10 protein-coding genes are annotated in these 16,161 nt (G+C 47.7%); 3 read left to right on the forward strand and 7 right to left on the reverse strand.

Annotated elements, in window-relative coordinates; translation table 11 throughout:
- Positions 1 to 681 precede the first annotated feature (681 nt).
- The gene (locus tag HCJ96_RS15195) at positions 682 to 3,141 is read left to right on the forward strand and encodes a S8 family serine peptidase (RefSeq protein ID WP_169211940.1); all 2,460 of its coding nucleotides are present in this window, start codon (positions 682 to 684) and stop codon (positions 3,139 to 3,141) included.
- A gap of 5 nt (positions 3,142 to 3,146) precedes the next feature.
- On the opposite strand, the gene HCJ96_RS15200 is transcribed toward HCJ96_RS15195, so the two are convergent.
- From HCJ96_RS15200 to HCJ96_RS15225, 6 genes are all read right to left on the reverse strand, one after another.
- On the reverse strand, positions 3,147 to 3,788 hold the full coding sequence (locus tag HCJ96_RS15200; RefSeq protein ID WP_169211941.1) for a response regulator: 642 nt from the start codon (positions 3,786 to 3,788) through the stop codon (positions 3,147 to 3,149).
- Positions 3,785 to 4,480 (reverse strand): sensor histidine kinase, encoded by a 696-nt coding sequence (locus tag HCJ96_RS15205; protein ID WP_169211942.1) that lies wholly within the window; start codon positions 4,478 to 4,480, stop codon positions 3,785 to 3,787. The genes HCJ96_RS15200 and HCJ96_RS15205 overlap by 4 nt, the downstream gene beginning before the upstream one ends.
- Entirely contained in the window at positions 4,467 to 7,571 is a 3,105-nt protein-coding gene (locus HCJ96_RS15210) for a serine/threonine-protein kinase (protein WP_169211943.1), read from the reverse strand. The genes HCJ96_RS15205 and HCJ96_RS15210 overlap by 14 nt, the downstream gene beginning before the upstream one ends.
- 58 nt (positions 7,572 to 7,629) lie before the next feature.
- Entirely contained in the window at positions 7,630 to 8,463 is an 834-nt protein-coding gene (locus HCJ96_RS15215; protein WP_169211944.1) for an FHA domain-containing protein, read from the reverse strand.
- Position 8,464: 1 nt separating this feature from the next.
- Positions 8,465 to 9,319, reverse strand: a complete 855-nt coding sequence (locus tag HCJ96_RS15220) for a DUF6689 family protein (protein ID WP_169211945.1) — start codon at positions 9,317 to 9,319, stop codon at positions 8,465 to 8,467.
- 82 nt (positions 9,320 to 9,401) lie between these two features.
- On the reverse strand, positions 9,402 to 11,882 hold the full coding sequence (locus tag HCJ96_RS15225; protein ID WP_169211946.1) for a S8 family peptidase: 2,481 nt from the start codon (positions 11,880 to 11,882) through the stop codon (positions 9,402 to 9,404).
- A gap of 197 nt (positions 11,883 to 12,079) precedes the next feature.
- Here HCJ96_RS15225 and HCJ96_RS15230 point away from each other — a divergent pair, with 197 nt between their 5' ends.
- Together HCJ96_RS15230 and acs are read left to right on the forward strand one after the other, a co-directional pair.
- The gene (locus HCJ96_RS15230; RefSeq protein WP_169211947.1) at positions 12,080 to 13,132 is read left to right on the forward strand and encodes an aldo/keto reductase; all 1,053 of its coding nucleotides are present in this window, start codon (positions 12,080 to 12,082) and stop codon (positions 13,130 to 13,132) included.
- 153 nt (positions 13,133 to 13,285) lie between these two features.
- Positions 13,286 to 15,232 (forward strand): acetate--CoA ligase, encoded by a 1,947-nt coding sequence (gene acs, locus HCJ96_RS15235; RefSeq protein ID WP_169211948.1) that lies wholly within the window; start codon positions 13,286 to 13,288, stop codon positions 15,230 to 15,232.
- A gap of 14 nt (positions 15,233 to 15,246) precedes the next feature.
- Here acs and HCJ96_RS15240 read toward each other — a convergent pair whose 3' ends face one another.
- Positions 15,247 to 16,158, reverse strand: coding sequence for a type 2 periplasmic-binding domain-containing protein (locus tag HCJ96_RS15240; RefSeq protein ID WP_169211949.1), 912 nt, complete (start codon positions 16,156 to 16,158; stop codon positions 15,247 to 15,249).
- Positions 16,159 to 16,161: the final 3 nt, after the last annotated feature.

Below are 16,161 nucleotides of genomic sequence, written 5' to 3' on the forward strand. Positions count from 1 at the left end.
CGGTGTTCCGTGAACGGGTGGAAGCGGGAATAAGCGAATGAACAGTTTCATTCGCGCCGCTGGAACGACCCGAGCTCTGCGAGGGGCTGGGGTCGCACAGTAGGTGCTGGTGTTGGCAGAAAATTGCACCTGCATTTTCTGCACTTGCGACATCCCTGTCGGGCGTTGCTAAGATTATCGAATAATCAACGCTGACACGAGTCATCTGAGAAAAAGGTCGCGCAAGCGGCCTTTTTTGTGTTTAAGTTTCCAAAAACGCCAGTTCACCTATTTCAAGCTGATCTGTGGGCAGTTTCGTGAAGCGTGCAGCACCAGGGTGATAAGTGCGTGACCTATTGCCAAGCCAACATCTCAACGTTCAGTCTGCTTATAGGGGAAAACCCCTATTTATTCTCACCGATTAATCGTCAATGATTAAATGGTAAATTAATTTTTACGTTACTCAATATGAGTCTCCCAGCAAAAAGTAACACTGATTGTCTTAACGGCTCAGCTGTCCACTTTATTTGGCATTTTTTTACCCTCCTTTTTGGAGGGTTTTTTATTGCTGTTATAACTATCTTTAGCCCCATAGGTTAAAAAGATGTTAGCTAAAAGTTATATTTTCTAGGGGTAACTCCTCATTTCAGTACCAATCTGATTCACAGATACTAAATTGGTCAATTAGAATTGAGGTGTTTCATGAACGTATTTAAATCCAAATCACTTGTTTCGTTAGCTATTGCCGTTGCGTTACCTTGCAGCGTGCAAGCAAAAACTTTTGATGACGACCTACAGGCATTAATCAGTGCTAACCCATTGGGCCTACATCAAGTTATCGTTACTTTTGATGGAACAGGCGCGCCCACTGCTGACCAACTAAACGCAATTCAGGCGTTAGGCATCGACAAAGGCGTAAGTCTGCAAAACCTTCCTATTGTTGGGTTGTTGGCTACGCAGGATCAAATCAACCAGCTATACGCCCGCCCTGATGTAGTTTCTGTGTGGAATAACGACAAGCTCAAACTGGAAAACCACGAGTCTACCCAAATCACGGGTGTACAGGCGATGCGTGCTGATAAAGATCTGCGTAATAACGGCGTGCCCTATTCTGGCGCGGGAATTGGCGTAGTCGTGAACGATTCTGGTGTGGATGGGACCCACGGCGATTTGGCGTTTCCCGACCACGTAGTACAAAATGTATTGGCACAAACGAATCTTCACAGTTTAGACACTATGTTGCCAATCACCTATCAGGAAAATGTTGCCAACACCGACATCGGTGGTGGTCATGGGACACACGTTGCCGGAACGGTAGGTGGCAATGGGGCGAAGAGCGGTGGGCTGCACGCGGGCGTTGCACCGGGTGCTGACATTATAGGTTACGGCTCAGGTGCAGGTTTATTCATTCTAGATACGCTGGGTGGTTTCGATTATGCACTTACACACCAGTACGATTATAACATCCGCGTAATTTCCAATTCATTTGGTAACACTGGCGATGTAGGTACTGATTTCAACCCGGATGATCCCACCAACGTAGCCACCAAAGCATTGGCTGATCGTGGCATTATTACGGTATTCTCTGCCGGTAACTCGGGTCCGGGTGAATCGACCATTACCGGTAACTTTAAAAAGGCACCTTGGGTAATAACGGTAGCTGCGGGTGATAAAAATGGCGATCTGGCCGAATTCAGTTCACGCGGTGTTGACGGCAAAGGCGGTGAGGCCATTGTTCAGGGTGAAGTGTTTACCTGGGAAGATCGCCCAACTATTACGGCGCCCGGTGTTGATGTTATTTCTGCACGCGCCTCAACGTCAAGCTTAGGCGGTTTAAGCGCACAAGATGATGCTGCAATGATTGAACCCGCGTTTTTACCTTATTACACAGTGTCCAGCGGTACTTCAATGGCGGCGCCGCATGTTTCAGGTATTGTTGCATTAATGTTGGAAGCGGATCCCACTTTGCAATGGCAGGATGTTAAACGTATTTTACAAAATACCGCGACGCCAATGGCAGGCTTAGAGGAATGGGAAGCCGGCGCAGGTTACGTTAATGCTCACGCCGCCGTTACCGCTGTGGTTAATGGAGAGCAAGTATTTGGTGATACAGTGAAACAAAACCGTGACTTCAATGCGAACGCGCTGGTCACTGAGGGTGACAGCTTCACCCTGACAACCACTTACTTACCCGCGGGTGAATCACCTACGGAAACGTTTGAAGTGGAAGAGAATGTAGCAATGGTTGTTGCCAGTGCCCGTATAGAAACAGCAACCGCGTTTGTTCTTGAAGATCCAGAAGGTAATCGTTACGGTTCTGGCATTGGTCTGCCAGTATTAGGCTCTGCGGTTGGCACCGCTGCTCCTGGTATGCCCGGTACCTGGAAGTTATATAGCCGGGGAATTGGCAGCATCAGTGGCGTATCTTTAGATCCACTGGGCGTCACTAATGGTGTCGGTGTACCAAGCACGGTAGATGTGAATATCCGTTTGTTGGAAACCGCCGGGTTTGAAGGTATCGCAGACACCCAAGGTGAGCCGAGCCGTCCTTTTGTAGAATATGTCACTGCGCGCCACCTGATGGACGCAACGACACAGGGCTTCATGCCGCATCAAAATATGACACGTGAAGATCTGGCCGACACTCTGACCCTGGCAGCAAATGTTCGCCAGTCAACTAAGGGTAACCAATTGCAGTTTTCTGACGCCGATCCGGTTTATTCAGCGGCACTGAATTCAGTAAGCGAAACGGGTAGCATTCTCGATGACCTTGGCCATTCAGATGAGCCTGTGATGTTGCCTAAATCAGAAACCGAATTTCATCCACAAGATGAAATCAGTCGTGAGGAGTTAGCCTACTCACTGGTGCAATCGCTGGGTTTACAAGATGTCGCCACTTCGTTCGACCCAAACAATACCATTATTGCTGTGGTATTTGACCAAGCGGTTGAAGTAATGGATACCAATGAGATAGCACCTGAGATGCGAGGTTACGTGCAAAGCGCCCTGGCGTTGGGCTTGTTGGATGTCACAGTTGAAGTGGAGCAGGGCAAGTTTGATATCAACCCTGTGTTAAAGGCCTACTTCAAACCTGCTGAATCAGTATCGCGAGGTGAGGCTGCTTACATAATCACGGAATTTGATCAGCTAAACGCGCAGTAAAACAACTACTCTAAAAGGCCGGCTTTGCCGGCCAATCTGATTAGCTCAGCCGAGCTACTTACATTCAGCTTTTTGTAAATATTGCTTCGATGATTTTCAGCCGTTTTCAGACTCATATTTAATAGTTCTGCAATTTTTTTACTGGTGTTGCCTGCTGCCACCAGAAAAAATACCTCACGCTCTCTTCTGGTTAATGCCGTTAGTGGATTTGTCCTGGCCGCGCTGACGTTTTTCTCTGCATCAAGGGGTGCGCCCGTTTTCTGCGTGTAAAAATATCGCTGACCCTGAGCAATAGCGACGATGGCTTTTTGTAACTCCTCACTGGATGATTCTTTAAGCATATAACCTTTAGCGCCTGCGCCTTCCATTGCTTCAACATATTCCAGTTCATTGTGCATAGAAAGCACCAGTACTTTTGCCTCAGGTCGTTGTGCCAGTAGCTTGTCTATCGCCACCAATCCGCTCATACGAGGCATAGATATATCCATGATGGCGACATCCGGTTGCAGCCTAATCACCTGTTCGATAAATTCAACACCATCACCGCATTCGCCAATGACTGAAATATGGTCAGTCGCATCCAGCATTTGCACCAGGCCCTGGCGCATCAGCACGTGATCGTCAGCAATAACTACAGAGATGTTCATAATGGTATCGTTAGTGAAATTCGCGTTCCATGCTCAGGCGACGAATGAATATTCAAATCAGCATTGAACGCCTTTGCACGGTCTTCAATACTGGCTAATCCCACACCAGGGGTAATGTTTTCACGTGAGAAGCCTTTACCGTTATCAATCAGGTTTAACATGACCATATTGAAATGTTGCTTGACGGTAACGGTGACAGCGCTTGAATGAGCATGTTTAATTGAATTCACTAACGACTCTTGGGTAACACGAAATATCAGTATACTAATATCTTTAGGCAAATCGGGCTGAACGTCAACTTCACATGAGTAGGTAATCTGTTCATGTTCAAATAGATTGCGGCATAACCAGTTCAATGCTGGCTTTAAACCCAGGTCATCCAGAATAGTCGGGCTCATTAGTCTGGACAGCTGACGGACATCAGCCAGTGCCAGTTCGGCGATTTCCGCCAGCTCACTCACTGCTGGGTCGGTATGAGCCATAGTCTGCAGCCTTCGAGTCAATCCGGTGAGTAACTGACCAACGCCATCATGTAGTTCTCGTGACAGCCGCGCTTTATCCGATTCCTGCTGCGCCCATAAACGCTTGGCCAACTCGGTCAAGGCTGATTGCTCCTGATCCAGCAACGCTTTTAAAACGTTTTGCTGGCGTTGAATTTCTGCGATCAATTCTCGTTTTTCAGAGTCGCTCAAGGTAGGTCCTTTGATATTGCTGCGCCTGAACTTCGCCAAGGTTAGACAGCCATTCCTGGGTTAACTGCTGGCTTTTCGCTTGATCCAGTTTTTGGTAATAAATATGATTTCGCCAATAGCCCGGGTGTGTTTCTACCTGTTGTTTAAGCTGTTCTTTGTTATCCGTTAAGTAAAGCCATTGCATATACGCCTGATAATACGTTGGTTTAATTAATTCGTTGACCCTTTTCATATACGCACTATCTGAAGGCAGTTGGAGGCGGTGCTGCAAATCTAATAAGATTTTAAGTTCGGTCAGGACCGGAATAGTGCCTGCCGGAAAGGGGATCGTATCAGCCTCACCCACTAGTTGACGGTCTGACATGGATTCAATATCGGCTACCATTTGCAACCAGGCGAGAACGGCTTGCTGTTCTTTCATGACCTCACTGACCAAGTCTGATAGCTCACCGACTTGCTGTTGTAAACACTGCCAATCAGCAATATAGACACAGACCTCAGCCTGCCATAATTTTACTTCAGACAGCGCGCGGGTGTCGCCCATTTCCTCTGCCAGTTGCAGCGCCTTTGTTATGTTTTGCGCCGCAACGTCCAGTTTTCCCTCTGAAAAATTCAGAAAACTGAAAAGCAGTTGGTTATACATTTGCTCTTGCGTCTGTTGCGGATTTAATTGAGTTTCTACCTCAGCAAGGCTCCTCGACGCAGCAAGTTTGTCGCCTTTGACCAGCCTTAACTGAGCGAGATTTTGGATCGTTCGGATAAGATGCGTTTGATCGCCATCTCGCTCAAAATGTGTTTTTGCCTGCTGCCAGTAAATGTCAGCCAACGAAAAATCACCCATCAGGAAGTGCATCCAGGCTACGTTACTCATGCTTTCCGCTTGTTTGCTGTCGTCAGTCAATTGCACACGAATATCTAAACCGTGCTTGTAGTAAGCGAGCGCTTCACCATACTTGCCTTGTTCTTCAAACAAAAAGCCCAGGGTATCCAGGACGTGCGCCTGTTTAACTTTGTCGCCCAGTTGATCGAGAAGCTGTAGTGCTTCATTTAGCGACTTTTCGGCAAGTTCATAATCGCCGCCAATCGCGGCAACATTGGCAAGGTTAGCTAGGGTGGTTGCCCTGTCAGATGGAAACTCCTGCGCCGATCTCAACGCAAGGGCTTCCTTAAAATACCGTTGGGCGACACCGTAATTGGCCAACCGTAAATGGGCCACTCCGAACGCGTTGAGTACTAAACTCTCGCCAACCAGGTTTTCCTGCTGCCGATAAAGAATAAGTGATTTAGTCAGGGCTTCATCAATAGCAATTTCAATATCACCGTTAATAATCTGCTGGCGAGCTAACTCAAACCATAACAGCGCGTCTTTGGGCGTAATAGATAAAGCTTGTCTGAAGTCTTTAAGGGCTGCATCAATATCGTCTGCCCACAAGTGAGTCTGTGCACGCTGGGTCAATAATTTTGCATTGTGTGGATAAAGTTCGGTTAAGCGCGCGATAGTTTGCTGAGCAAGCTTTAAGTCATCTTTAATTTGAGCTCTGAGAAAGTTACCTTGCAAAAGCCAGTATTCATTAAGATCAGATATCTGGGCCAGTTTGTCTAACTGCTCATTCGCATCTCCAATACGTCCTTCGTTCCACGCCAATGTGGCGCCGGCTAGCCAACCTTCAGGAGCTTCGGGGGCGTTTTCCTGCATAGACGCGATCAAGTCGCGTTCCTTAAGCGTGTCTGCCTCGGCAAGCTCGGTGGCTGAAGTTAAAAAGTTAATTTCAGGGACTGTAATAGTGTTGTTTGTATGTTCTACGATGGCGCTTAATAATTGCTCGGCAAAGGTAGCCACATCGCGCTGAACCGTTTGCGCGGTTAAGTTTGCGCTCTGTACAAACAATGGCTGGTTTGCTGGCATCAAATAGCCTGTGCCCTCAAGCAAAAATGTCTGGTTCCCGGTAGGGGCGGCAGTCAGAATAAGTATCAAGTTGGCATCAAGAGGCGTAGCCAGATCAACACGGTCACTTGCTTTATCAATAGGTTTTAATGCAAGGTTAGCGATCAGAGGCTGTGAGCTTTCTTCCTGCAACAGCAGTATTTCGGGATGCTGACTGAGGGAAAATCTAAGTAAACGGTTAATTGTGCTCAGTACCGGAATATTTTGCTGCTGGTGAATAATAACACTCACCTGGCCTTTTGGTATGGAAGGAGTGTCAAGAGACAGTAAACGGTAACTTAACAGCAACACTAAAAGCATACCTGCTATCGCCGGATAAAGTACCCAGCGCAGAGGCGTTTTGGAGCTCGCGTTTGCGCAGAAACGCGCTAGCGCGAGCGCTATTTCTGGTCGTTTTGCAGCAAGCCTATGGGTTAACGTTTTTAAAAAAGCCGATTGGCGGTAGCGGAACAAATGATCTGAAAGTGAGAACCGGCGCACACTGACACAGTGAAGTATCTCCTGCAACACTTTACCTACACTGTACGTGTCCGACAACGATGATGACTTGCCGCCATGCAAAACTTCAGGCGCAGAGTAATGCTCATGACCGCTGGTTTGTTCATGGGTCTCGCCTTGTTGCCCAATCCCAAAGTCGATGAGAATCAGTTTTCCCTGTGAATCAATCAGGATGTTATCTGGTTTGATATCACCGTGCAGTACATCTGCTTGCTGGCATGTGTGTACCGCATCTAAAAGCTGCCGTGCCCAGGTTAAATATTCACGTCTTTTGACTGGTCGTTGTAAACGATGAAAAAGCGGTTCGCCTTCGACGTAAGCCATAGTAAAGAAAACGTGCTGCTCATCGGCAAACAGGTCGTGGACACGTATGATGTTGGGATGATTCAGTTTTCTGGCAACCACAACTTCGTTGCGGACGGTGTGAAGCTGGTCTGAGTGGGACGTAACGCCTTCAACTAGCTTTAAGGCAACATCAACCTGAAGTAATTCATCAAATGCGTGATACACGGCTGCCTGGGCACCCGAGCCCAGTTTTTTTCGAATAGAGAAGCGCCCCGCCAAAACGGTGTTTGGCGATAACTGAGGAGAATTGAGTTTTTGAGTATCTAGCGAACCTGATGAAACGCCATCTTGCGACTCAGTCAATACACCACTCCGACATTAGCACTCTTTACTTTTTTGCTGTGACTTTTTATTAAGCGTACTACGAACTTTGCAGTAAAGAAATCTTATGTTCGATTGAGTGAAATAATAAACGTAAAGAAAGCACGTTAGCCAGTGATGCAGCAAAGGTGACATCAGTTTCGGAAAAGTATTGACGGCCCACAGTGTTATCACCGTAAAGCACTCCAATTACCTGATTTTCAACTAAAATTGGGACGCACAGAGCCGCGAGAATATTGTGCTGAACGATACTGGGTTGCAGCGCATAATCCTGTTCAGCCCTAAGGTTACCAATGGCAAGGGGGGCTTGTTGTGCAATGGCCTTTTTAATAACCGTACGACTACCAGAGAAGCCTTGCGCATCCATCCAGGGTTCGTAACCAATTCCCTGTTGAAAATCGGCATCCTGGTTGAACAAGATGAGTGCAGCACGTTCGCAGCCCAGCGATTGCATCATACACTCTCGTGCCATATGTATCAGGGCCATGCTGTCGTGACACTGGCTCAATTGTGCACAGTATTGTTGCAGCTGAAGTTTTTTCCAGATGCGGTGGCTTTCAGCCTTTTCCAGTTCGTGATGGCTGATACGTTTGAACTTGCATGCCACAGGGCCTAATAAGATTGACTGTTCGTCGTCGATCATGAGTGATGAAACTTTCTGACCAAGTCGAAAACAACCCGTACTGCTTATGTCGTTCAATGACCACTGGTTGTCGTCAACATGATTTAATATCGCATGTTGACGTGACACCTGCGGATGATTAATCACGACATCGGCTGATTCCGCACGCCCAATGTTGTATGGCTGACCCTCGAAAAGAAGATGCTCAGCCATTGTGCCTTGGGGCGTGGAAACAGCGATTTGGAGCGGCATGTTAATTAGTCCGTAAACTGAAGCGAAGGGTGTAGAGGTGAGTAAGTAGCTCGCCCTTCACGTTAGTAATGTCGTTAGATGAACGCCATACGTCGGGAACTGCATTACCGTTGGCAGACTCCAGCAGCGATATAAGCGTATCTACATGAGCTAGCGCTACCGTGTAATTTTGTAATGTTAACGCGGAGTAAAGACTACTCATCGCTACGTCTATCGGGTTAAGCAGTCCACTGCTAATCTCATTACGGTTGCCGCTTAACACATTATTCAATGCATTAAATTTCTCATTTAATACGGTGCTAAGGGGGCGGGTGTCAGCCAGAATGATAAAATCTGAAAAACTACCCGTATTGCCTCGCGCGCGGAAACTACCAGACGCTGTCAGCATGGTGATATCTTCGAATTCACCATTGTCGTGAGAGCGGAATAAACGCAATGGGGTACCTTCAACATAATGCAGCGCGGTGGTGTACAGTTCAACCATCGCAACGCCTTCGAAACCAAAGCCCGCTTCCGCCTTAGGACTGATGGAGACCATTACAGGAAAGGCGCTGTCAGCATTAATCAATGATGACGGTAGTCGATCGACAATGCTGGGATCGGTGGGGTCCAGCAGAGTTGCCTGCACGTCAATGTTGTTAGCATGCAATCCAATTGAGTTTTCAAACTCAACGGTTACATCAACCGCAATCGCATTTGATAACGAAATTGACGCTTGAATGCTGTTGTCAGCAACCGAGAGTGAACTGGGTTGTACAACTTGTGCATGCACTTGCGTGACACTCGCACACATCAGAAAAAGGCCAGCTAGCCAGATATTACGTTGTGAATTAAGCTTTCGCTTGCATTGAGTCATATGTGTTACCTCATCAATTCTACTATTCAACCATAAAGCAGCGGTGCGCCAGTATCAAGTTATACCGGCGCACACTACCTCATTACTCAAAGTACTGGGTGAATAATCGCGATGCGATAACAGCGTAGTGAGCCCGGCTAATTTTCGTATCAGGAGCAAAGCTTGCTGTCAGTGTCGGCTCAAGAGAAAAGCCGCCCTGCTCAACACCAAACTCAACATTCAGTAATGAAAGGTTGATTGCTGCCTGTACATAGCCTTTCATTTCAGCAGGAATGTCGTGTTGGTCTGACAATACGATTTGCTGCCCTTTATAATCTACGACAATATCGTCATTAGGATCGAACGCTTCAGCTAAGGATTGCATGCCTAGTAATTGAACAAGTGAATAGGCCATTTCAAGCTTCTTTATTCTGCCGTAAGGGGCCAGATTGCCGTTGCGTTCAAGCATAACCGGAGCTTGCGAAGCGGTTGAATCTTTCAGGGCACCGCCATTTGCCATCACAGCTTCAAAATACGGCTGACTTCCGTTAGGCGCATTATCATTCAGCGGACTCGGGTCGTTCAGCAAATCGCGATATTGACGAACCGCTCCGCCCATTACCGCGTACTCGGCAAATTCTATGCGCTTTAATGACCAGTCGGGGTGGAATTTGCGATGCAGTGAACCATCCATCAATCGTTCGCTGATGGCAAACTCAATGACGCCTTCTTGCGGATGACCATCAATGTCATCAATACCGTTAAAGCCGCCACTTTCTTCAAATGACAAGGTGACGTCAAACGTTTCTGGCAGGCCAGGGCCATTGGTGACTCCCAGCGGATCGGCATTGACGCCGGAAAGTGAAGTCAGTCCGTAAGCGTAAATTCCCCACGTACCTGGGGTTGCTGGAGCTGAAACACGCATGGTTTCGCTTAACACTGGTGTGGTTAAATTCCCGAAATACTCGGTGCCATCAGGCGCAACAAGTACAAGTTTGGTTAAGTTAGCCGGTGAGCTGGCAGATGCTTTAACCAGAACTTCTGAATCACCTACCTCAAAATAAGAGACTTCTGGCTCGCCCACCGGCGAATAGAAAATTTGGAAATTTTCGGTACGATCGCTGGTGGATACTAACGCGTTTGCACGAAACGTTTTGTCAGGCAGATTATTCACCGTGGTGCGATAGTCCATATCGTAATCGAGTGCCGCAGCGACGGCGCTTCTGGCATTAACGTAGCCAGCGCCAACCTCCCAGCGTTGGTAACCGGGCATATTGGTAGCGGATTCCTGCAGCAGCTTTTTAATCGTTAGTGGGTCGAGGTTAGGGTTAGCCTCTAACATCAGCGCAATGATGCCTGACACATGCGGCGTTGCCATCGACGTACCTGAGATCATGGTATAAAAAGGCACATACTGGGTCTCAATAGCGTCCAGGTCGGCATCACCACCGTTGGCCACAAGATTAGTTGAAGCGCGGGTGGAGATGATATCTACGCCCGGAGCAACGATTGATACTTCGTTGTTGTAGGTCCATTCTGAACCATCAGGCATGGTAAAATCGCCTGATTCGCTTTTTAGGCCTCTTGAAGAAAAGTCAGCAAGCTTGCCAAATTTATCACCTGCACCCACTGACATGCCCCAGGGAATCTGTGCATAAGGATTGTGAGAATCTTCACCTGGACCATCGTTACCTGCGGCAAAAACACTGATGATACCTAGCTTGTGTGCCTTGTAGGTAGCTAATGAAACCGGACCGAGTGGTTCATATTTACCACTTGAACCCCATGAATTGCTGATGATTTTGATGGGGTTTTCGTAAGTATACAAATTGTTGATAGCGAAATCGAAACCGCCTATGGTATCCAGCAGAAACAGGCCGCCACCAGAGCCATAGCCAATCAGATCGGCATCGGGTGCAGCACCGACATACTTGCCGTCAGACATTATGCCGCTACCAGCGATGGTGCCCGCACAATGAGTACCGTGCCCAGAGTTTAAATCGGTATTAATTTGCCCTTTGACCGTCATGCCATCAGTCACACCTGTGATGCTGATGGCAGACGCGTGAGTTAATGCCTGCACATTTTCCACCACGGTATCACCGAACAGGAGATCCTGGTGAGAGGCATCGACACCCGAATCGTTCACCATGATGGTAACCCCTTTACCGGTGAACTCGACGCCATTTCGCTGCGCAAAATCGGTACCCTGTAACTCATCTACCCCCGTTATTTCACGAGCGTCAGCGTTGTAATATTCCATTTTACGATTAGCAAAAATAGAACGTATGTTGTCCATTTTTGCCAGCGCCTCAATCTGCGACTTGGTCGCAACCACACCTATAATGGGGAGTGAACGAAATTGTACGCCTTCAATAATACCCAGATTCAGGATTTGTTGAATCTGCGACTCAGCCAATGGCTCAAGCTGATCAAAGGTGACCACCGCCATCACGGACTCGGCATTAGAAAGCGTGGATAGTTTTGTGGCTAGTTGTTCACCAATGTATGCATCAGCAAGTGCTTGAGCCGTTGGTGCAGCGATAAACGCTGCAGCAACCGCAGAGAGAGTAAATTTTTTCATGACAGCCTCCGGCAATTTAATTTTATTTTTCTGACCAAGTGACAGAATATAAATTTATAATGGCTGTTCGATTTCTAATCATCTATAGGGGTTTCTCCCTAGATCAGAAATCTTATTGGTTAAAATTTTAATCCGTTGCTTCACCTAGTGTTATTCACTATGGTTAGGTAACTCAATTATGTCCCCTCGAGGTAGTGATGAAATTCAATCGGTTAGGGCAAAGTCAGCTTAATGTGTCTGAGGTATGTCTGGGCACCATGACATGGGGAATTCAAAACACGCAGGCAGATGCCGATGAACAATTAGCAGTGGCTATCGAAGCCGGCGTAAATTTTATCGATACCGCTGAGATGTACCCCACACCTCCAAACGAGGCCACATATGGCGATACGGAAAGAATTTTAGGGCACTGGTTGAATCGACATGCGCATTATCGCGAGCAACTGGTGGTTATGAGTAAAGTGGCCGGAAGTGGACTCAATTACATTCGTGAAGGCAGCCAGATAAGTGGGACCACGCTTACTCAAGCACTGGATGCTTCCCTACAGCGTTTACAGACTGACTATATCGACGTGTATCAGTTGCACTGGCCAAATCGCAGCACACCCCATTTTGGAAGACACTGGCCAGCGAAATATCAACCTCAGCAAACGGATACTGCAGCTGAAATAGCGGGGATGCGCGATATTCTTAACGCACTCAAAAGCGCGATAACAGCGGGAAAAATTCGTCACTGGGGACTTTCAGACGAGACTCCGTGGGGTATTGCCACCTACCTTAAATTATGCGAAGAAATGGGCGTAGAACGACCCGTGTCTATTCAAAATGAATTTAGTCTGTTGCACACGAAAGATTGGCCTTATCTGATAGAGCAATGCATGTTCGAGCAGGTGGCTTACTTGCCCTGGTCTCCTCTTGCCACTGGAATTTTAACGGGTAAATACATTGATGGAAAGCGCCCCTCAGGCTCTAGATGGACTTACATTCAACGTCAGGGGCTATTTCGTGACAGGCCCGCAGCTCACGAAGCTACCAAGCGATATCAGCAAGTAGCCAGGCATGCCGGCATAACGTCGGCTGAACTTGCGCTGGCCTGGTGTAAGCAGGTACCAGGGGTTAGTTCCACCATTATCGGGGCGACTAATACCCAGCAACTTCTACAGAATCTGAATGCATTTAACTTACAACTCGATTCTGCCACGCTGAAACAGATTGATGCGATCCTGCATGACTATCCGGCTGGATTTTAAATATTAATAGTCGTCTCACGTCGCTGCCACCTGATTGGTTATACTTGCTCTGACAGCAAGATTGCCAGTAGAGTAAGGCTAAAAAATACCGCCACCAATGAATTGTGGCGCTTTCATCAACGAATCGAAATACAACGCATTGGAGGCACTAGCATGACCGCAAAAAAATTGTATCCGGTACCAGAGTCAGTTGCACAGCAAGCCAACATTAGTCGTGCTGATTATGTCGCACAATATGAGGACTCTTTATCCGGCAATGATAGCTTCTGGCTAGAACAGGCAAAGCTGCTGGATTGGGAATCATTTCCCACGACCGCGAATGACACAATCACAACCAAAGAACGTGTTGATATTGCCTGGTTCAGCGACGGAAAACTCAATGCCAGTGTGAACTGTCTCGACCGACATCTGGAAAAACACGCCGATCGCGTGGCGTTTTACTGGGAAGGTGATACGCCCGGGAATGCAAAGACCGTGACCTATCAACAGGCTTATGACGAAGTATGTAAGTTGGCTAATGGCTTAAAACAGCTGGGCGTGAAAAAAGGTGACCGGGTTGCGATTTATATGCCGATGGTACCGGAAGCGGCATTTGTCATGTTGGCCTGCGCACGCATCGGCGCTGTGCATTCGGTTATTTTTGGTGGGTTTTCACCGAATGCCATCGCAGATCGGATTAACGATAGCAATGCCAAAGTCGTGATCACCGCCGACGAAGGGCGACGCGCTGGTAAAACGATCCCGTTAAAAGCAAACGTAGATAAAGCGCTGGCTGGGGGCGCTTGCCCGTCAATCACAGCCGTTCTGGTGTTTACCGTAACCGGGGATGATACAGGCCCGGCTAACAAAGTGGATGTCAGTTGGCAGGAACTTAAATCAAACTGTGATGACCGCTGTGAGCCAGAAGTCATGGACGCCGAGGATCCGCTGTTTATTCTGTATACTTCCGGTTCGACTGGCAAACCGAAAGGCGTGGTGCATACGACGGCAGGATATCAACTTTATACGGCATTAACGTTTAAAGCGGTGTTCGATTACAAACTGGATGATGTCTACTGGTGTTCGGCCGATGTTGGCTGGATCACGGGCCACAGTTACATGATTTATGGGCCCATGGCCAATGCGGCAACACAGGTATTCTTTGAAGGTGTGCCCACCTATCCTGATGTCCGCCGAATTGCCCAGGTCGTTGAAAAGTATAAGGTCACCATCCTTTATACCGCACCCACGGCTATCCGTGCGTTAATGGCCCATGGTGATAAACCGGTGGAGGGATGCGATACGTCGTCTCTGCGTTTGCTAGGCTCGGTTGGGGAGCCAATCAACCCTGAAGCATGGGGGTGGTATTATCGGGTTATCGGTAATGGAAAATGCCCTATCGTGGATACGTGGTGGCAGACCGAGACGGGGGGCATCATGATTACACCCTTGGCAGGGGTGACTGATTTGAAGCCCGGTTCAGCGACCCAGCCAATGTTCGGCATTCAACCTGCGTTATTTGACACAGAAGGCAATGAAATTGAAGGGTCGGGTGAAGGCAACCTGGTCATCAAGCAAAGTTGGCCGGGACAGGCGCGAACCGTGTATGGCGATCATGAACGTTTCATGCAAACCTATTTTGGTACCTATCCTGGCGTTTACTTTACCGGCGATGGTGCTAAACGTGACGATGACGGTTATTACTGGATCACGGGCCGGGTAGATGACGTGCTCAATGTTTCGGGGCATCGACTAGGCACAGCCGAAATTGAAAGCGCGCTGGTGGCACATAACAAAGTCGCAGAAGCTGCGGTGGTAGGTTACACCCATGACATCAAGGGGCAGGGGATCTACGTTTATGTATCTTTGAACGACGGTGAGAAAGGCAGTGATGCACTGCTGGATGAACTGAAAAACTGGGTCAGAACGGAATTAAGTCCCATCGCTGTGCCTGATAAAATTCAGTGGGCCGAAGGGTTACCCAAAACACGATCGGGTAAAATCATGCGCCGAATATTACGTAAAATAGCCGCCAATGAACACGACCAGTTGGGCGATACCTCTACACTGGCGGATCCATCGGTGGTTGACAAATTAATTGAAGGCCGCTTGAACAGGTAAGGGGCAGAAAATTTTCACTGCCCGTCAACATTGGGCTGCTCATCGCTGAACTGATATTTGTTCAGTGCCTGAGTAGCTCGTTTACTAAGTAATGGATTGGCAAGATGGTAAACCATTCTGTTTTGCATCGTCTCAAGCGCTGATTGGTAAAAGGGTTGTTTTGCTAAATGCCGCTGCAATTCGCCAGTCTGATAAAGGTTGGTCAACCCTTCTTCTAATCTTACCGCCAACATTCGTTTATTTTTTGGCACGAAAAAAAACATTGCGCTGGGATACTGGAACAAAACATGGCGCTCGATTTTAAATCTCGCGTTATCTCTTGCTGCCAGCTCTTGATGGATCTCTAAAATACCCCGGGGAAAAGCATCAACAAACCCTTCCGACAACATAGTAAACGCGCCACGATAGGTGCTTTCCACCACCTGATAACCATTTGCTCGATAGATATGTGCATCAGGCCAATCATGACCCTGAACATAACGAAGCCGTTTAAGTGATGCCTCGCTTCCCGGCGCGTCGAAACGTGTTTCATCTTCGCGGATCAGTAAGACTCGTTGTCCAAATAAGCCGTTAGTGATGGGAATGAAAATGGCCTGATGACGCTGTTCCCGCTGAGCAGTTGTTACACTCCAGGTAATATCCAGTTGTTGTTGCTCGAGGTCGCGTAGCTGGCTGGTTTGCATTGCGGCTTCATCCACTGCAAGCAGGGTGACTGGCCCAAATTTAGATGCGGTGACATCTAGCGCCTTTGTTAAAATATCAACAATGTAATTATACAAATCATTAGTACCGCTAACAGGTTGCGGTATAGTCAGTTCTGTGGGCGAAGCAGAATCGTGGGATAGCTCCTCTGCCCGCGCAACTTTGGCTAAGCCTGATGAAAGCAAAACAATAAAACTGAAAATGATTAAGGGCTTGAAAGCCACTTC

Source organism: Alteromonas ponticola (assembly GCF_012911815.1).
Lineage (GTDB): Bacteria > Pseudomonadota > Gammaproteobacteria > Enterobacterales > Alteromonadaceae > Alteromonas > Alteromonas ponticola.